At 74.3% G+C, this 17,879-nt stretch carries 15 protein-coding genes and 1 pseudogene; 2 read left to right on the top strand and 14 right to left on the bottom strand.

The features are described from left to right. The first annotated feature begins 6 nt into the window (after positions 1 to 6). Positions 7 to 894 (top strand): septum formation family protein, encoded by an 888-nt coding sequence (locus tag FB455_RS07740; protein WP_013285528.1) that lies wholly within the window; start codon positions 7 to 9, stop codon positions 892 to 894. A gap of 77 nt (positions 895 to 971) precedes the next feature. After that, positions 972 to 1,862 (top strand): septum formation family protein, encoded by an 891-nt coding sequence (locus FB455_RS07735; protein WP_013285527.1) that lies wholly within the window; start codon positions 972 to 974, stop codon positions 1,860 to 1,862. Positions 1,863 to 1,905: 43 nt separating this feature from the next. Here FB455_RS07735 and FB455_RS07730 read toward each other — a convergent pair whose 3' ends face one another. From FB455_RS07730 to FB455_RS07665, 14 genes and pseudogenes are all read right to left on the bottom strand, one after another. Beyond that, positions 1,906 to 3,654: a M28 family metallopeptidase gene (locus FB455_RS07730; protein WP_013285526.1), complete on the bottom strand. Its 1,749-nt coding sequence runs from the start codon at positions 3,652 to 3,654 to the stop codon at positions 1,906 to 1,908. Positions 3,655 to 3,890: 236 nt separating this feature from the next. Beyond that, on the bottom strand, positions 3,891 to 5,540 hold the full coding sequence (locus tag FB455_RS07725) for an RsmB/NOP family class I SAM-dependent RNA methyltransferase (protein WP_030271059.1): 1,650 nt from the start codon (positions 5,538 to 5,540) through the stop codon (positions 3,891 to 3,893). Continuing rightward, the gene (gene fmt / locus FB455_RS07720) at positions 5,537 to 6,463 is read right to left on the bottom strand and encodes a methionyl-tRNA formyltransferase (protein WP_013285524.1); all 927 of its coding nucleotides are present in this window, start codon (positions 6,461 to 6,463) and stop codon (positions 5,537 to 5,539) included. Before fmt ends, FB455_RS07725 begins: the two co-directional genes overlap by 4 nt. 5 nt (positions 6,464 to 6,468) lie before the next feature. Next, positions 6,469 to 7,029 carry a peptide deformylase gene (gene def, locus FB455_RS07715; RefSeq protein ID WP_013285523.1) on the bottom strand — a complete coding sequence of 187 codons (561 nt, stop codon included), beginning with the start codon at positions 7,027 to 7,029 and terminating at the stop codon, positions 6,469 to 6,471. Between the two features lie 42 nt (positions 7,030 to 7,071). Continuing rightward, positions 7,072 to 8,333, bottom strand: a pseudogene (locus FB455_RS07710) (cytochrome P450). 94 nt (positions 8,334 to 8,427) lie between these two features. Continuing rightward, positions 8,428 to 9,408, bottom strand: a complete 981-nt coding sequence (locus tag FB455_RS07705) for an AAA family ATPase (RefSeq protein WP_013285521.1) — start codon at positions 9,406 to 9,408, stop codon at positions 8,428 to 8,430. Between the two features lie 229 nt (positions 9,409 to 9,637). After that, positions 9,638 to 11,683, bottom strand: a complete 2,046-nt coding sequence (locus FB455_RS07700) for a primosomal protein N' (RefSeq protein ID WP_145752699.1) — start codon at positions 11,681 to 11,683, stop codon at positions 9,638 to 9,640. A 59-nt stretch (positions 11,684 to 11,742) separates the two neighbouring features. Beyond that, positions 11,743 to 12,948, bottom strand: a complete 1,206-nt coding sequence (gene metK, locus FB455_RS07695; protein WP_030271053.1) for a methionine adenosyltransferase — start codon at positions 12,946 to 12,948, stop codon at positions 11,743 to 11,745. Between the two features lie 82 nt (positions 12,949 to 13,030). Continuing rightward, the gene (gene coaBC / locus FB455_RS07690) at positions 13,031 to 14,239 is read right to left on the bottom strand and encodes a bifunctional phosphopantothenoylcysteine decarboxylase/phosphopantothenate--cysteine ligase CoaBC (RefSeq protein WP_013285518.1); all 1,209 of its coding nucleotides are present in this window, start codon (positions 14,237 to 14,239) and stop codon (positions 13,031 to 13,033) included. Between the two features lie 14 nt (positions 14,240 to 14,253). Then, positions 14,254 to 14,520 (bottom strand): DNA-directed RNA polymerase subunit omega, encoded by a 267-nt coding sequence (gene rpoZ, locus FB455_RS07685; RefSeq protein WP_013285517.1) that lies wholly within the window; start codon positions 14,518 to 14,520, stop codon positions 14,254 to 14,256. 3 nt (positions 14,521 to 14,523) lie between these two features. Beyond that, positions 14,524 to 15,075, bottom strand: coding sequence for a guanylate kinase (locus tag FB455_RS07680; RefSeq protein WP_030271049.1), 552 nt, complete (start codon positions 15,073 to 15,075; stop codon positions 14,524 to 14,526). Between the two features lie 25 nt (positions 15,076 to 15,100). Then, positions 15,101 to 15,418 (bottom strand): integration host factor, actinobacterial type, encoded by a 318-nt coding sequence (gene mihF / locus FB455_RS07675; RefSeq protein WP_013285515.1) that lies wholly within the window; start codon positions 15,416 to 15,418, stop codon positions 15,101 to 15,103. Positions 15,419 to 15,593: 175 nt separating this feature from the next. Beyond that, positions 15,594 to 16,433, bottom strand: coding sequence for an orotidine-5'-phosphate decarboxylase (pyrF, locus tag FB455_RS07670; RefSeq protein WP_145752697.1), 840 nt, complete (start codon positions 16,431 to 16,433; stop codon positions 15,594 to 15,596). Positions 16,434 to 16,518: 85 nt separating this feature from the next. Next, positions 16,519 to 17,793 (bottom strand): adenosylmethionine--8-amino-7-oxononanoate transaminase, encoded by a 1,275-nt coding sequence (locus FB455_RS07665; protein WP_145752695.1) that lies wholly within the window; start codon positions 17,791 to 17,793, stop codon positions 16,519 to 16,521. Between the last annotated feature and the right edge of the window lie 86 nt (positions 17,794 to 17,879).

Genomic DNA, 17,879 nt, shown 5'->3' with positions numbered 1-17,879 from the left:
CGGACGATGCGACGGTGGCTCCACGTGCTCGCGCTGGCCGGCGCCGCGACTGCGGTGCTCGCGGGTTGCGCTCAGGTGCATCGGGCCGACGGCGACCTGATCGACGACTGGGCGGCGCTGCCGGTGCCGCAGCTGTTCGTCCCGGCGACCGAGGCGTGCCTGCCCCGGCTGAGCACAGTGGTGGCGGCCGCCACGTACGAGACGGTGAACTGCGCGGGCAGCCACCTGGCCGAGACCGTGCACGTCGGCCGGTTCAGCGGGCCGGCGGCGCAGGGCGTACGCCCCGAACCGGGCTCACCGGCGCTGCGGACCGCGCGCGCCGAGTGCGACCAGCGGGCCCGGGAGATGATCGGCGGGGACTGGCGCGCCGCCCGGCTCACGTTGAACATCGCGCTGCCCACCGTCACCGCCTGGACGTCCGGCGCCCGCTGGTTCCGCTGCGACCTGGCCGAGACCGACAGCATCGACAACACCCGCCCGGTCAACCGGGTCGGCAGCCTGCGGGGCGCGCTGGTCGGCGACAACCCGCTGGTGCACAGGTGCTTCGACCCGAAGCTGATCGGCCAGAACCTCAACTACATGGCCCCGGTGCTGTGCACCGAACCGCACCGGGCGGAGTTCGTCGGCGTGTACGAGGAACGCGACATGAGCTGGGCGGAGTTCACCCGGGGCGCGCCCGCCACGCACCGGCGCTGCATGACGCTCATCGCCGCGTTCGCCGAGGTGCCGGACAACGCCGAACTGCCGTACCGGGCCGGGTCCATCTTCTACCCGCCGTCGCAGCGGGAGTGGGAGGAGGGCGACCGGGGCGTGCGCTGTTTCCTGTGGAGTGACGACCGCAAGCTGAACCGCTCGGTGCGCGGCGCCGGACCCGAGGGACTCCCGGTCACCTGAGCGGCTGCCGTATGCTGCACCGCCGAGGCGTACCGGTCGACCGGGCGGCGCCGGATGCGCGGGGGAGGTCGGTCGGGATGCGGCGATGGCGGGTGGCGGTCACAGTGGGCGCGGCGCTGGCGCTGGCGCTCGGCGGCTGTGCCGCGCCAGCCGGAGTGGACCGGGACCTGGTCGACGACTGGCCCGCGTTCGCCGCGCCGGTCGGTTTCGTGCCGCAGAGCGGGGCCTGTCATCCCACTGTCGCCGACGTCGGCTACCTCAGCGGCTACCAGCCGGTCGACTGCGCCACCCCGCACCGCACCGAGACGCTGCACGTGGGCACGATGACCGGCGCGGAGGCGGAGCGTTCCGCACCGCCGCGGACCGGCTCGGCCGGCGTGCGCGCCGCGCACGCCGACTGCGCCCGGCAGGTCACCCGGGCCGTCGGCGGGGACTGGCGCGGCGGGCGGCTACGCCTGGCGGTGGTCTTCCCCTCGGCGCTCGCGTGGTCCGGCGGGGCCCGCTGGTACCGCTGCGACGTCGCCGAGATCACCGATCTGGACGAGGGTGCCGTGGCCCAGCGCACCGGCAGTCTGCGGGGTGCGTTGAAGCCCGGCTCGAAGCTCGCGCTCGGCTGCTTCAACCCGAAGCTGAGCAAGGACGAGGTGCAGTCGATGCGGCCGGTGGCCTGCACCAGCAAGCACCACGCCGAGTTCGTCGGCGTCTACCAGGCGCCGGACATCAGCTACGCCGAGTTCGAACGCACGCCGCTGCGCACGCACAAGGCCTGCCGCGGCCTGATCGCCAAGTACGCCGGGCTGCCGAACGACGGCAACATGCAGTACCGGGCCGGCACCATCATCTACCACCCGTTCGAGGAGCAGTGGCGCGACGGTGACCGGGGCGTGCAGTGCTTCCTGTGGGTCTCCGAACGTTCGCTGACCCGGTCGGTCAAGGGCGCGGGCGCGAAGGCGCTGCCGATCACGTGAGACCCGGGCGGGGCGGGCCGGCGCCCACCCCGCCCGGGACCGCTCAGCCGACCTGCAGCGTCACGTCGTCCACGACGAAGCTGGTCTGCAACGAGGAGTCCTCGACCCCGGTCCACTTCAGCGTGACCGTCTGACCGGCGTACGCGGCCAGGTTGAAGGTGCGCTGGGTGTAGCCGGTGGCCTTGTTCAGGTTCGAGTACGTGGCCAGCGTCGTCGAACCGACCTGCACTGTGAGCTTGTCGTACGCGGTCGAGGTGGTCGTCTCGGCCGAGTCGATGTGCAGCCAGAACGAGAACGTGTAGCTGCTGCACCCGGACGGCAGCGTGACCGACTGGGACAGCGTGTCGGTACGCGAGGAGCCGTACCCGTTCATCCACGCCTTGTACGACCCGGTGCGGGCCGCCTGGCTGGAGCTGTTGGTGATCACGCCGGAACTGGCCGTCCACGGCGTGGTGCCGGACTCGAAGCTGCTGTTGCCGATGAGCTGGCCGCCGGTGCAGCCGCCGCTGCCGCCGGTCACGGTGATCGTGTAGCTGGCGGTGCGGGTGGCCGAGCCGGTGCCGGTCACGGTGAGCGTGAACGTGCCGGTGGTGGCCGTCGACGAGGCGGTGACGGTCATGGTGGCCGAGCCGCCCGAGGTGACCGAGGACGGGCTGAAGCTCACCGAGACGCCGCTCGGGGCGCCGCTGGCGGACAGCGCCACGGTCTGCGCGCTGCCGGCGGTGGTGGCGGTGCTGACCGTGGCGGTGGTGGAGCCGCCCCGGGCGACGCTGCCGGAGGTGGGGCTCACCGAGACGGAGAAGTCGTTGGACGGCGTGCCGCCGCCGACGGCGAGCTGCCAGATCGCGTACGCCACACCGTCAGCGGCCCGGTTGAGGATGGTCGTGTTGATGTTGCTGGTGTTGTCGCAGGAGCGGTGGTAGCACCCGTCGTACGCCGCACCGGCGGTGCCGCCCCACTTGCTGGCCTGCGCCGAGCTCTTGGTGTAGCTGGCGCCCGCCGCGTAGCCGGAGGTCTGGATGCCGGCGTTGGCGAACGAGTAGTCGTCCGAGCGGCCCTGGCCCTCGGTGTTCTCCTCCGGCGAGATGCCGAACGAGTCCCAGTACGCCTTCAGCGGCGCGGCCGTGGCCGAGGTGATCCGGTTGATGAAGTAGCCACCGTTGGGCGAGCCCACCATGTCGAAGTTGTAGTAGCCCTTGATGTAGCCCCGCTGGGTGGAGCTGAGCTGGTTGACGTAGTGCTTGGAGCCCTGCAGGCCCTGCTCCTCGCCGTTCCACCAGGCGAACCGGACCCGCTTGGTCATGGTCGGGTTCTGCGCGGCCAGCACCAGCGCGTTCTCCAGCAGCACCGACGAGCCGGAGGCGTTGTCGTTGATGCCGGGGCCCGCGGAGACGCCGTCCAGGTGGGCGCCGAACATGACGACCTGGTCGGAAGGGCCCTGCGGCCACTCGGCGATCAGGTTGTTGCCGGGGTAGGTGCAGGTGGAGCAGTTCTGCTCGGTGACCGTGTAGCCGGCGGCCTGCAGCTTGCCCTTGACGTAGTTGACCGACGCCGTGTAGCCGGCCGAGCCGGAGCGCCGGTTGCCGCCGTTGCTGGTGGCGATGGAGTTGAACTGGGTGAGGTGGGCCTGGATGTTGCTCAGGGAGACGTCCGGCGCGGCGAGGGCGGCGACGGCCGGGGCGGGGGCGGCGGCCGGAGCGGGCGCGGCGGAGGCGGTGCCGGCCAGGCTCGCCGTCGTCAGGGTGGCGACGAGGGCGAGCGCGAGGCTCGTGGTCGGCGTTCTGCGTCTCATGGAGACTCCTCGTGGGGGTTCGGCGGGCGGGGGTGCCGGGACCGGTGGTCGAAACAGTTACATGCATCGATCAAACAGTCAACGGGCTGTCACATCCCACCGGCCCCCTCTCCCCACCGGGATGCCGCACACGCTCCATCCCTCCCCATTTCTCCGCATGACGATCAAGGAGTTCGTGTCCGGGCACGGCGGCCCAGGCGACACGAACTCCTTGATCGACTGCGAGGAGAGGTGGGTCAGACCCGGCGGAGGACCGCCAGGAACATGGCGTCGGTGCCGTGGCGGTGCGGCCAGAGCTGCACAGTGGGGCCGTCGCCCAGGCCCGGCATGCCGGCCGGCAGCAACGGCCGCGCGTCGACGAAGTCGACGTCGAAGCCGCACCGCCGGGCCGCCTCGGTCACCGTCACGTGCGTCTCCACCACGTGCGGCGAGCACGTCACGTACGCGACCAGGCCGCCCGGCCGGGCCGCCCGCAGCCCGGCGGTGAGCAGTTCCCGCTGCAACCGGGTCAGCGGCGGCAGGTCCGACGGCTGGCGGCGCCACCGCGACTCCGGGCGACGGCGCAGCGCGCCCAGCCCGGTGCACGGCGCGTCCACGAGCACCCGGTCGAAGTGCTCCTCCGGCAGCTTCGGGTCGCTGCCCACTGTGCGCCCGTCCGTGTGCACCACAGTCACCGGCAGCCCGCGGGTGGCCTGGGCGACCAGCCGGGCCCGGTGCTCGGCCACCTCGACAGCTGTCAGCCGGGCACCACGGGTCGCGGCGAGCGCGCCGAGCAGGCCCGACTTGCCGCCCGGACCCGCGCACAGGTCCAGCCACCGGCCGTCCGGGCCGTCCAGCGGTGCCGCCACCAGCGCGTCCGCCACCAACTGGGAACCCTCGTCCTGCACGTGCGCGCGGCCGTCGGCCACCGCCGGCAGATCGCCCGGCGCGCCGCCGGGCAGGTAGACCGCGTACGGCGAGAACGCGCCGGGCGCGCCGCCCACCTCGTCGGCGAGCGCCACCGGATCGGCCAGGCCCGGCCGGGCGCACAGGTGCACCGGCGGGCGCTCGTTGTCCTCGATGAGCAGCCGGGTCGTCTCGCCCATGTCGCCGCCGAGTGCCTCGGCGAACGACCGCACGATCCACTGCGGATGGCTGTACGCGAGCGCGAGGTGCCCGATCGGGTCGGTCTCCTGCGCCGGGGCGAGCTTCGCCACCCAGGCGTCGGCGTCCCGGCTGGTGATCTCCCGCAGCACCGCGTTGGCGAACCCGGTGGCGCCCGGCCCCACGGACCGGACCAGGTCCACGGTGGAGGACACCGCGGCGTGCGCGGGCACCCGGGTGTGCAGGATCTGGTACGCCCCGAGCCGCAGCGCGTCGCGCACCGGCGGGTCGATGCGCTGCACGTCCCGCCCGGCCGCGTCGGTGACGATCGCGTCGAGCGTGCCGGTGTGCCGCAGCGTGCCGTAGGTCAGCTCGGTGGCGAACGCGGCGTCCCGGCCGGTCAGCCCGGCCTCGCGCAGCATCGCCGGGAGCACCAGGTTGGCGTACGCGTCGTCGCGGTGCACCGCCGCGATCGCCTCGTACGCGATCTGCCGGGGCAGGTCGACTGCCGGACGGGCCGGACGCCCGCCCCGCCGGTCCCCACCGAACCGGTCCCCGCCTCGCCGGTCGCCGCCGGGCCGGTCCCCGCCCCGCCGGTCGCCGCGCTCACGGTCGCCGCCGAACCGGTCGCCGGCACGCCGGTCCGCGGCGGGCCGGTCGGAGCGCTGCCGGGCGCCACGCTCACGGTCGCCGAAACGGTCGTCGCCCCGGCGCTCGCCGCCGGGCCGGTCGCCGTGCTCACGCGCGTACCCCCCGGGACGCTCGCCCTCGACGGGCCGGTCCGGGCGCTGCGGCCCCGTCACGCGAACACCTCGCCGGCGGTGACCCGGGCGCCGCGAGCCCAGTCGCCGGCGGGCATGGCCTTCTTGCCTGCGGCGCGCACCTCGCCGAGGCGCACCGGCGTGGTGGCGGTGCCGACCAGCACACCGGACTTCTCCACGTGCAGCTCCCCCGGCTTCAGCTCCGGGCCGTCGGGCAGCGGGGTGACCGGGCCGAGCTTGACCCGGTCGTCGCGGAACGTGGTCCACGGGCCGGGCGCGGGCGTGCAGGCGCGGATGCGCCGGTCCACCGCGAACGCGGGGTCGCCCCAGCGGACGCGGGCGTCCTCCACTGTGAGCTTCGGGGCGAGTGAGACCCCGTCGGCCGGCTGCGGCACGGCCCGGGCGGTGCCGGCGCCGATCGCGTCGAGGACCGCGACCAGCAGCCCGGCGCCGGAGTGCGCGAGCCGTTCCAGCAGGTCACCGGAGGTGTCGGCGGGACGGATCTCGTCGGTGACGGTGCCGTACACCGGGCCGGTGTCCAGCCCTTCCTCCAGCTCGAAGACGCTGGCCCCGGTCAGCTCGTCGCCGTGCAGCACGGCGTGCTGCACGGGCGCGGCGCCGCGCCAGGCGGGCAGCAGGGAGAAGTGCAGGTTGATCCAGCCGTGCCGGGGGATCTCCAGCGCCACCGGCGGCACCAGCGCGCCGTAGGCGACCACCGGTACGCAGTCCGGCGCCAGCTCGCGCAGCCGGTCGAGGAACTCCGGCTCACGCGGACGGGCCGGGGTGAGCACCTCGACGCCGTGCGCGTCGGCCCACGCGCCGACCGGCGAGCGGACCAGTCCCCGGCCCCGCCCGGCCGGGGCGTCGGGGCGGGTGACCACGGCGAGCAGCTCGTGCCCGGAGGCGGCGATCGCGTCCAGGGCCGGTACGGCGACAGCCGGCGTGCCGGCGAAGATCAGGCGCATCCGGGTCACCGCCCCAGGCCGAACGGGTTGCCGGCGGCGTGCGGGCTGAGCTTGACCGTCGGCGGCGCGGCCTGGTCGTACCACTCGGCCTGGCGGATCGCCTTCATGGCCTCCTTGCGGCCGGCCGCGTCGAGCCGGTCGACGAAGAGCACCCCGTCGAGGTGGTCGGTCTCGTGCTGCACGCAGCGGGCCATCAGGCCGGTGCCGACGATCTGCAACGGGTCGCCGTAGCCGTTGAAGCCCTTGGCGATCACGTTCTGCCGGCGCTTGGTGTCGAAGTAGAGCCCGGGGATGGACAGGCAGCCCTCCGGGCCGTCCTGTTCCTCGGAGTCGGGGAACTCCAGCACCGGGTTGACCAGGTGGCCGAGGACGTCGTCGACGTCGAAGGTGAACACCCGCAGGCCCACCCCGAGCTGCGGCGCGGCCAGGCCGGCGCCGCTCTGCTCGCGCATCGTGTCGGTCAGGTCGGCGATCAGCTTGCGCAGCTCGGCGTCGAAGTCGACGACCGGGTCGGCCGGCGTGCGCAGCACCGGATCGCCGAACAGACGGATGGGCTGGACGGTCACTCGGCGTGGCTCCTTGTCTGGGTCGAACGATGCGCGTCCAGTCTACGGAGTCGGCCCGGCCGCCCCGGGTGGCGTACCGGGAACGGTGACCGGGGCCGCCTCCCACCCCACGCTCACCGGCAGCGTGGCGTGACCACGCAGGGTGAGCCGGACCCGCCGCTCGGGCCGGCCCGCCACTGCCAGCCCGGGCAGCCGGCGCAGCAGCAGCGGGAACGCCACCTGCGCCTCCAGCCGGGCCAGCGCCGCGCCGAGGCAGTAGTGCGGCCCGGCGCCGAATGAGAGCGGCGCGATCTGCGCCCGCCACGGGTCGAAGCGGGCCGGATCGGGATAGCGGCGGGGATCCCGGTTGGCCGCGCCGAGCAGCACGATGACCCAGCTCTCCGGCGGCAGGTCGACGTCGCCGTACCGGGACGGCGCGGTGCTCATCCGCGAGGTGAGCTGCACCGGTGAGTCGTAGCGCAGCAGCTCGTCGACGTACGCGGGGGCGAGGTCGGGCCGCTCGCGCAGCGCCGCCGCGGCGCGCGGATGCTCCAGCAGCGCCACCAGGCCGTTGCCGAGCAGGTTGGTGGTGGTCTCGAAGCCGGCCACCAGCAGCACGATGAGGTTGGCCAGCAGCTCGTCGCCGGAGAGCCGGTCGCCACCGTCGTGCGCCTGGACCAGCGCGGTGGTGAGGTCGTCGGCCGGGGCCCGGCGGCGGGCCGCCACCAGCTCGGTGAAGTAGCCCCGCAGCTCGGTCGCGCCCCGGTCGGCCACCGCCAGCTCGTCGGCTGTGATCTCCGGTTCGAGCACGCCGGTCAGGTCGGTGGCCCAGCGCCGGAACAGCGGCCGGTCCGCCGCCGGCACGCCGAGCAGCGCGCAGATCACGCCGACCGGCAGGGGGTACGCGAACGCGGCCATGAAGTCGACCGGCTCGTCGGCGGCGAGCATCGCGTCGACCAGCTCGTCGGCCTGCGCCCGCACCACGTCGCGCATCGCGGCGATCCGGCGCGGGGTGAACGCGCCGGCGGCCAGCCGCCGCATCCGGCTGTGGTCGGGCGGGTTGGTGCGCAGCATCGACCGGGAGATCGACAGCACGGCCGGGCTCTCCCGCCAGCCGGGCATGAACTGGTCGCGCAGCGCGTCGTCCATCACCCGAACCGGGCGTCGCGCAGGATCGCGTCGGCCTCGGCGTAGCCGGTGACCACGTAGAAGACCGGCCCGGCCTGGACCACCGGGCCGTGCGCGCGCAGCCGCTCGTACGTCGGATAGGGGTCGAGACGACCCTCGGGGGACATCAGCAGCGCGAGCGCGTCGGTCGGATCCACGATTCCGCCTCCCCAGGCATCGGAGGCCTTCATCATGCTCCGGCCCGCCGGATCGGGTGAACCCGTGACGGCGAGGTGGCGGTGTCCCCGGCGGTCAGGCGCCGGCGCCCGGCTCCCCGGCGAGCACCGGGCCGCCGCCGAGCAGCGCGTGCTCCGGCAGCGGCAGCGTGATGCCGTGCGCGTCCTCCCAGTCGTGGATGAGCCCCGGGCGGGCCTGCGCGGTGAAGAAGTCGACGGCGCTGATCCCGCCGACCACCGGCTCGTCCACCTCGGCGACCAGCCGGGCCGGGACCATCGGCAGGCCGGCGCGCACCGCCGCGCTGAGCCGCCGGTGGCCGTCGACGACGAAGAAGTACTCGCCGGTGTAGCCGATGCTCAGCGGCTCCGGCTCCTCGTCGCGTCCGGCCGCCTCGGCGGCGGCGTCGGAGTCCCAGAGGCCGCGCAGCGTCGACACGTCCTCGGTGGGGTACACCCGGTTCGGGTCGAGCAGCAGCAGCGGCCGGCCGGCGCGCAGCACGTCCGCGCCGAGGCGGCCCTCGTAGACGTCGATGACGTGCTGGATGACCTGCTCCGGGTTGGCCCGGGTGGTGTCGCAGACCAGGTCGTAGTTGCGCAGGCGGGCCTTGTCGACGCCGTACCGGACGATGAACCGGCCGCGCTCGCTCTCGCTGCGCTCGCGCAGCTTGGCCCGCGCCTCCTCCAGCGAGGTGTAGCTCTCGGCCGGGCCGGACGGGCGGGCGAGCACGCGCCGGGCCGCCTCGGTCGGCTCGGTGATCATGTGCACCTTGAGCGCGTCGGTGAAGAAGTGCCAGGCCAGGCGGGAGTCCATGACCAGGGACTCACCGGAGGCGGCGATGTCGCGCTGGAGCTGGTCGACGTACCCGTCGACGGCCTGGTCCAGCTCGGCGTGCAGGTTGAGCTGGAGGGCGGTCATCTGCCGCTCCTGGGCCATCTGGCGGTAGAGGTCGCCGACGCTGACCCGGCGCAGCCCGAGCCGCTTGGCGATCTCGACCGAGACGGTGCTCTTGCCACTGCCGAGGTCACCGTTGAAGACGATCGACTGACGAACGGTCACGACTGGTCCACCCCTGCTCACCGGCTGACTGACGACATCGAATCCGTGTCGGCCCGACGTGCTCTGGCACCCGCCGCGCCGCGTCCCGCGCGGGAAAACCGCACGGCTGGGCATGACGGGCGATGCTATCACCGCCCGCTACTCGATTGCCGGACCAGGTGTGCGGCAAACCCCAGGTCACGACCGTGCGCGAGGGTCCGCGTGCGCACTGTCACGCGATCGCGTCCGATCAGAACAGGGTGAGCGGATCGACCTGGAGCCGTACCGGGTCGGCCGCCTTGCGGGCGCTGCGCTGCCCGGCGGCGGCGTGCAGCGCCTCGGCCATCGCGGCGGCCCGGGACCGGGGCACGCGTACCAGCATCCGCTCCCGGCCCTCGTCGGCCGGCACCGGGCCGAGCACCTCGGCGTCGCCCGGCAGCCGGGCGCCGGCGAGCAGGTCGGCCACCGCCTCGGCCGCGCCGGTGACGCTCGCCATCCGGACCGCCGGCGGGAAGCCCAGCTCGCGCCGCTCGGCCAGTTCCCGGGCCGCGAACCAGGCGGAGTCCCACCGCAGCAGCGCCTGCACCGGGGCCAGCGCGCCGTCCGCGACCACCACCACCCGGCCACCTGCCGTACCGGGCCGGGCCAGCGCGGCGGCGGCCATCCAGCGCCGCAGCGCCTCCTCGCCGGCCCGCAGGTCGGCCCGGGTCAGCAGCGCCCACGAGTCGAGCAGCAGCACCGCGCCGTACCCGCCCTCCGCGACCGGCTCCGCGCCCGGGGTGGCGATCACCAGCCCGGCGCCGCCCGGCACCGTCGCCAGCACCTCCTCCCGCCCCGAGGTCCGCACCGGCACGCCGGGGAACGCCCGGCCCAGCTCCTCGGCGGTCCGCCGGGCACCGGTCACCGAGGCGCGCAGCCGCCGCCCGCCGCACTCCGGGCAGGCGTACGCGGCGGCCACCCGCCCGCACCAGCGGCAGGCGGGCGTGCCCTGCGCCGACGGCAGCGCGAGCGGCCCGGCGCAGTGCGGGCAGCGGGCCGGGGCGCGGCAGTCGGCACAGGCCACCGACGGCACGTAACCCCGGCGCGGCACCTGCACCAGCACCGGCAGGTCCGCGCGCAGCGCGTCCCGGGCGGTGGTCCAGGCCAGGCTCGGCAGCCGTGCCGAGGCCGCGCCGGGATCGCGGGCCAGTTGCGGGTCGTCGCCGGTGGGCGCCAGGGCCGGGGTACGCGCGCGCACCACCGCCCGGTCGGCCACCACCTCGCGCGCCCAGCCGGTCTCCACCAGCAACTGCGCCTCGGCGGTACGGGCGTAGCCGCCGACCACCGCGGCGATGTCGCCGAGCTGCGCCCGGGTCAGCAGCACGTCCCGGGCGTGCGGGTAGGGCGCCCGCGGTTCGCCGTGCAGGTCGTCGCCGTCGTCCCAGATCGCCACCAGGCCGAGCCGCCGCACCGGGGCGAACATCGCCGCCCGGGTGCCGATCACCACGTCCACCCCGCCCGTCCGGGCGGTGAGGAAGGCCCGGTAGCGGCGGGCCGGACCGTCGGCGGCGGCGAGCCGGACGTGGCGTCCCGCGCCGAGCACCGCGGTCAGGGCGGCGTCGAGCCGGTCCAGGTCACGGGCGTCGGCCACCACGACCACGGCACCACGGCCACCGGCCACCGTGGCGGCGACCGCGTCGGCGTACCGGTCGGCCCAGTCCTCCCCCGGCAACGCCGACCAGACCGCGCGGGCGGGCCGGCCGTCGGTGAGCGCGCGCAGCAGCGCCGGCCCGGCCGGGTAGTCCCGCCAGCCGCGCGGATCCACCTCCGCCCGGCCACCCGGCCGGGCCCCCGCGTCGGCGGCCTCGGACGGTACGCCCCCGGGCGCGGTGCCGTTGGCGGGCGCGGTGCCGTCGGCAGGCGCGGTGCCGTCGGTGGGGCTGCCGTCAGGTTCGGTGCCGTCGGGCGCGGGCTCGTCGGTGGGTGGCGTGTCCGTCGTGACGGCCTTCTCGGCGCGGGCGTGCCGGGGCGGCACCGCCAGCCGGAGCACGTCGGCGAGGCTGCCGGCGTACCTGTCGGCGACCGCGCGGGCCAGCCGGGCCACCTCCGGGGACAGCACCGGCACCGGGGAGACGACCTTCTCCAGGTACGCGAGCTTCGGGTGCTCGGACGACTCGGCGCGCTCCAGCAGCCAGCCGTCGACGAGCTGCCCGGCGAACCGTACCTTCACCCGCACCCCGGGCCGGGCGTCGGCGTCGAGCGCCTCCGGCACCAGGTAGTCGAACGGGCGGTCGAGGTGGGGCAGCGGCACGTCCACGCAGACGCGCGCGACCGGCGACCCCTGCGCGGGTCGCCGGTCGCGGCGCGTGGTGGCGGTCAGGCTCCCGCGGCCGACTTGAGGTCGGCGGCCCGGTCGGTGCCCTCCCAGGTCAGCTCCGGCAGCTCCCGGCCGAAGTGGCCGTACGCGGCGGTCTGCTGGTAGATCGGGCGCAGCAGGTGCAGGTCCCGGATGATGGCGGCCGGACGCAGGTCGAACACCTCGGCCACGGCCTTCTCGATCGAGGCGACCGGCACGGTCTCGGTGCCGAACGTCTCGATGAACAGGCTCACCGGGTGCGCCTTGCCGATCGCGTACGCGACCTGCGCCTCGCACCGCTCGGCCAGCCCGGCGGCCACAACGTTCTTGGCCACCCAGCGCATCGCGTACGCGGCCGACCGGTCGACCTTCGACGGGTCCTTGCCGGAGAACGCGCCGCCGCCGTGCCGGGCGTACCCGCCGTACGTGTCCACGATGATCTTCCGGCCGGTCAGGCCGGCGTCACCCATCGGGCCGCCGATCTCGAACCGCCCGGTCGGGTTGACCAGCAGCCGGTAGCCCTCGGTCTCCAGGCCGAGGCCCTCCAGCTCCGGGGCGATGACGTGGTCCCGGATGTCCGGGGTGAGCAGCGACTCCAGCGAGATGTCCGCCGCGTGCTGGCTGGACACGACGACGGTGTCGAGCCGGACCGGGCGCAGCCCGTCGTACTCGATGGTGACCTGCGTCTTGCCGTCCGGCCGCAGGTACGGGATCGTGCCGTCCTTGCGGACCGCGGCGAGCCGCCGGGCCAGCCGGTGCGCCAGCGCGATCGGCAGCGGCATCAGCTCGGGCGTCTCGGAGCAGGCGAAGCCGAACATCATGCCCTGGTCGCCGGCGCCCTGCGCGTCCAGCGCGCTCTCCGACCCACCGGTACGCAGCTCGAAGGCGTTGTCGACGCCCTGGGCGATGTCCGGCGACTGGGCGCCGATGGACACGCTGACGCCGCAGGAAGCGCCGTCGAAGCCCTTCTTCGACGAGTCGTAGCCGATGCCGAGGATGGTCTCGCGGACGATGGTGGGGATGTCGGCGTACGCCTTGGTGGTCACCTCGCCGGCCACGTGCACCTGACCGGTGGTGATCAACGTCTCCACCGCGACCCGGCTGTGCGGGTCCTGGGCGAGCAGCGCGTCGAGAATGCCGTCACTGATCTGGTCGGCGATCTTGTCCGGGTGGCCCTCCGTGACCGATTCGGACGTGAAGAGACGTGTCACGGCACTCCTAAGCATGTGAAGACTTTTAAAGGTCGCTCGGCGGCAGTTTAGTCATCATCGTTCCGCCGCGACGCGATGAACGCGGGTCGACCAACCGTCAGGAACGCGACGGCAGCCGCGGACAGACGAGGTCCCAGACGGCGTCGGCCAGGGCCTCCTTGGGCTGCTCGGGCAGCCGGTGCACGGCGCCGTCGGCGCCGATCACGGTGGCCGCGTTGGTGTCGGCGCCGAAGACCTTGTCCACGCCGACCTCGTTGACCACGATCATGTCGGCCCCCTTGCGGGCCAGCTTGGCCCGGCCGTTGGCCTCCGCGTCGTCGGTCTCCGCGGCGAAGATCACCAGCACCTGCCCGGGCCGGCGACGCCGCCCCAGCTCGACGGCGATGTCCGGGTTGGTGACCAGCTCGATGGTCGGCGCGACACCGTCGTCGGACTTCTTGATCTTCCCGGTGGCGTAGCTGGCCGGCCGGAAGTCGGCGGGCGCGGCGGCCATCACCACGGCGTCCGCGTCGGCGGCCGCCGCCAGCGTGGCGTCGCGCAGCTCCTCGGTGGTGCCCACCCGGACCAGGTCCGCCCCGGCCGGGTCGGGCAGCGCCACGTTGGCCGCGACGAGCGTGACCCGGGCGCCCCGGGCCACGGCGGCGCGGGCGAACGCGTACCCCTGCTTGCCGGACGACCGGTTGCCCAGGAACCGGACCGGGTCCAGCGGCTCGCGGGTGCCCCCGGCGGTGACCACCACGTGCCGGCCGGCCAGATCGGCCTCGGCCTCGACGCCGCGGGCCAGGGCCCGGCGGGCCACCGCGAAGATCTCCGCCGGGTCGGGCAGGCGGCCCTTGCCGGTGTCCCGCCCGGTGAGCCGGCCCACGGCCGGCTCGATCACGCGGACGCCCCGCGAGCGCAGCGTGGCCACGTTCGCGACGGTCGCCGGGTGCTCCCACATCTCGGTGTGCATGGCCGGGGCCAGCAGCACCGGGCAGCGGGCGGTCAGCAGCGTGTTGGTGAGCAGGTCGTCGGCGAGGCCGTGGGCGGCCTTGGCGAGCAGGTCGGCGGTGGCCGGGGCGACCACGACCAGGTCGGCGTGCTGCCCGAGCCGCACGTGCGGCACCTCGTGCACGTCGGACCAGACGTCGTCGGCGACCGGCCGGCCGGACAGGGCCGCCCAGGTCGGCGCCCCGACGAAGCGGAGCGCCGAGGCGGTCGGCACCACCCGGACCCGGTGACCCGACTCGGTGAAGAGCCGGAGCAGCTCACACGCCTTGTAGGCGGCGATGCCGCCGCCGACCCCGAGGACGATCTCGGCGGGCATCGGCGCGGGCGGGGTTACGGCTGGTCGGTCGGCTCGGCGGTGAGCAGGCCCGCGTTGATCTCGCGCATGGCGATGGAGAGCGGCTTCTCCTGCGGGGTGGTCTCCACCAGCGGGCCGACGTACTCCAGGAGGCCCTCACCGAGCTGGCTGTAGTAGGCGTTGACCTGACGGGCGCGCTTGGCGGCGAAGATGACCAGCGCGTACTTCGAGGTGGTCTTCTCGAGCAGCTCGTCGATCGGCGGGTTGGTGATGCCCTCGGGGTTGGTGGCGATGGATCCCACGAATTAAACCTCTGCGTCTCGTGCGCCGCCCGCGGGCGGTCGGGCCGGAGCCAGGAAGGACGAACCGAGCAATCCTACCAGCTCCGCCGCGGCGCGTTCGGTGTGGTCGTGTGCCACGGCATGGGCGAAGAGGGCCGCGACGTCCGGGTCGGCCCGGTACGCCGGGGGCGCGAGCAGCACCAGCCGGGCGCCGGGCGCCGCCACCCGTACCGCCAGCGCGCCGGCCAGGTCCAGCGGCAGCAGCACCGGCCGTCCCTCCGCGAGCCGCGCCCGCACCTCGGCCCGGGGCACCCCCCGGCGGTACGGCCCGATCCGGCACCACTCCAGCAGCTCCCCGGCGGCGATCAGCCGGTCGAAGCCGGGCGCGTCGAGGAAGACGCGGTCGACGCCGTCACGCTCGTCCGGACGGGGTGGGCGGGTGGTGGCGACCACCGGCACGCAGACAGACGCAAGGCGCGCCCGGACCGCCTCGACGACACTGCTCCGGCCGGCCCCGGAGGGACCGGACAGGACAGTGAGCCGAGCCGCCGAGCGCGCCTCGTCATCCGTGCTCACCGCTTGTTTCTACACGGCGGGCCGTTCAGTTGGCGGCGAACTCTCCGAGCAGAGCCTTGCGCTGCTGCTCGCCGAGGCCGCGCAGGCGACGGCTGTCCGCGATCTTGAGCTTCTCCATGATCTGGGTGGCCCGGATCTTGCCGATGCCCGGCATCGCCTGGAGCACGGCCGAAACCTTCAGCTTGCCCACGACGTCGTCGGACTCGGCCCGCTCGAGGACGGTGGCGAGGGTGGTCTTGCCCTGCTTGAGCTGCTCCTTCAGCTCAGCGCGGGCCTTGCGGATCTCCGCGGCCTTCTCCAGCGCGGCAGCGCGCTGCTCGGGGGTCAGTGACGGGAGCGGCACCAGTTCTCCTCAGGTCCCTAGTACGGCGGGCTGAGCGCCCCACCGCATCTGTGAAACGTGGTGTCGCTGGCAACCAAAGGGGTCCGTGGTTCCCAGCGCGGGGAAAACTAGCGGTCAACGGAGATTTCGGCAACGTGGACGCGCGATGATCAACCCAAAGTGACCGAGCCGTCAGTCAGTCCGCCGTGCCCAGGGCGGCCCGGCAGTCGGCCAGCACCCGCTCGGTGGCGGCCCGCAGGCCGGCCGGGTCGGGGCCCGCGCCGAGCACCTCCCGGGAGTACGACGGCAGCACCCACGGCAGCGCGGCGCCGAACACGGTACGCAACCCGGCGGGCGTTCCGCCCTGCGCGCCCAGCCCCGGCGCGAGCAGCGGACCGTTGACCGAGTCCAGATCGTGACCCGTCTCACCGACTGTCGCGCCGACCACCAGACCGAAGCTGCCGAGGGGCTCCGCACCGCGGTTGAGCTGGGAAATCTCGTCGATCACGGTCTGCGCGACGGTGCGCCCGCCGACGCCCACGGCGCGCTGCACGGAGGCACCCTCCGGGTTGGAGGTGAGCGCCAGGACGAAGACCCCGCCACCGTGCTCGGCGGCGGTGGAGAACATCGGGGCGAGCGAACCTACTCCCAGGTAGGGGCTCGCGGTGACCGCGTCGACATACAGAGGGCTGGATGGATCGAGGTACGCCGAGGCGTACGCGGCGACGGTAGAGCCGATGTCACCTCGCTTGACGTCGAGCAGAGTGAGCGCTCCCAAATCTCGCAACTGTCGGATAGTTGACTCAAGCACGCCGACGCCCCGGGCGCCGAAGCGCTCGAAGAACGCCGACTGCGGCTTGACCACGGCGACCCGGTCACCGATCGCCTCCACCACGGTGGCGCAGAACCGCTCCAGGCCCGCCACGTCGTCGGACAGGCCCCACGCGGTCAGCAACCCGGGGTGCGGGTCGATCCCCACGCAGAGCGGCCCTCGTTCCGCCACGGCCCGGTGCAGACGGGCGCCGAACGTCTCCATGCGTCTCTCCCTCTCCCGGCGGCTCCGGGCCGCCTGGCGTGTCCGGCGACGGGCCTCCCGTCGCGCCCTGTCGAACCGGCCGGGCTCAGCCGGCCTTGACCGCCGCGGCCACTCCGGCCGCGATCCGCGCCACGTCCGCGGCGTCGCAGACGTACGGCGGCATCGTGTAGACGAGATCCCGGAACGGGCGCAGCCACACCCCCTCGGCCACCGCGGCGGCGGTCGCCCGGGGCAGGTCCACCTCGTGGTCGAGCTGCACCACCCCGATCGCGCCGAGCACGCGTACGTCGGCCACACCGGGCGCGTCCCGCAACGGCGCCAGGCCGGCCCGCAGGCCGTCGGCGATGCCCGTCACCCGTCCCGCCCAGTCCCCGGCCCGCAGGAGGTCCAGGGAGGCGTTGGCGACGGCGCAGGCGAGCGGGTTGCCCATGAACGTCGGCCCGTGCGCCAGCACCCCGTCGGCGGAGATGGCCCGCGCCACCTCGGGCGTGCACAGCGCCGCGGCGAGCGTCAGGTACCCGCCGGTGAGCGCCTTGCCGACGCAGAGCACGTCCGGGGTGACGCCGGCGTGCTCGGCGGCGAACATCCGGCCGGTCCGGCCGAAGCCGGTGGCGATCTCGTCGAACACCAGCAGGATGCCGTGCCGCCGGGTCACCTCGCGCAGCACGCGCAGATAGTGCGGGTGGTGGAACCGCATCCCGCCGGCGCCCTGGACGACCGGCTCGACGATCACCGCGGCCAGTTCGCCGGCGTGCCGCTCCACCGCCTCCACCAGCACCGCCTCGTACGCCGGGTCCGGCGCCGCGTCGAAGCCTGGCGGCGGCACCGGCGCGAACACCTGCCGGGGCAGCACGTCGCCCCAGAGGTGGTGCATGCCACCCTCCGGGTCGCAGACGCTCATCGGGTGGAACGTGTCGCCGTGGTAGCCGCCCCGCCAGGTGCCCAGCCGGCGTCGCTGCGGGCGTCCCAGCGCCCGCTGGTACTGCAGGCACATCTTCACCGCCACCTCGACGCTGACCGAGCCGGAGTCGGCCAGGAAGACGTGTTCCAGGCCGTCCGGGGTCAGCTCGACGAGCGTGCGCGCCAGGCGTACGGCGGGCTCGTGGGTGAGCCCGCCGAACATGACGTGACTCATCCGCCCGAGCTGGTCGGTCACCGCGGCGTCGAGCACCGGGTGCCGGTAGCCGTGGATCGCCGCCCACCACGACGACATCCCGTCGACCAGCTCCCGCCCGTCCGCGAGCCGCAGCCGCACCCCCGCGGCGCTGTCGACCACGTAGGGCGCGCCGGCGCTGGGCATCGGGGCGTACGGGTGCCACACGTGCCGCCGGTCGGCTTCCAGGATCTCCTCGGGCGTCACGTCTCCTCCTTCGGCCCTCTCCCCCGCGATCTTGCAGTTGCCGCCCCGGCAGCGCCCGGAATGGGGCGGTGTGCCGGGGCCGGAAC

This window comes from Micromonospora sp. CNZ296 (assembly GCF_007827635.1).
This window is presented reverse-complemented; position numbering and strand designations above follow the sequence as displayed.

Bases quoted from the DNA above. Each gene is read 5' to 3' on its own strand.
- fmt (WP_013285524.1), bottom strand. From the start codon at position 6,463: ATGCGCCTGATCTTCGCCGGCACGCCGGCTGTCGCCGTACCGGCCCTG.
- FB455_RS07735 (WP_013285527.1), top strand. From the start codon at position 972: ATGCGGCGATGGCGGGTGGCGGTCACAGTGGGCGCGGCGCTGGCGCTG.
- coaBC (WP_013285518.1), bottom strand. From the start codon at position 14,239: ATGCCCGCCGAGATCGTCCTCGGGGTCGGCGGCGGCATCGCCGCCTAC.
- pyrF (WP_145752697.1), bottom strand. From the start codon at position 16,433: ATGGAGACGTTCGGCGCCCGTCTGCACCGGGCCGTGGCGGAACGAGGG.
- FB455_RS07730 (WP_013285526.1), bottom strand. From the start codon at position 3,654: ATGAGACGCAGAACGCCGACCACGAGCCTCGCGCTCGCCCTCGTCGCC.
- FB455_RS07740 (WP_013285528.1), top strand. From the start codon at position 7: ATGCGACGGTGGCTCCACGTGCTCGCGCTGGCCGGCGCCGCGACTGCG.
- metK (WP_030271053.1), bottom strand. From the start codon at position 12,948: ATGCTTAGGAGTGCCGTGACACGTCTCTTCACGTCCGAATCGGTCACG.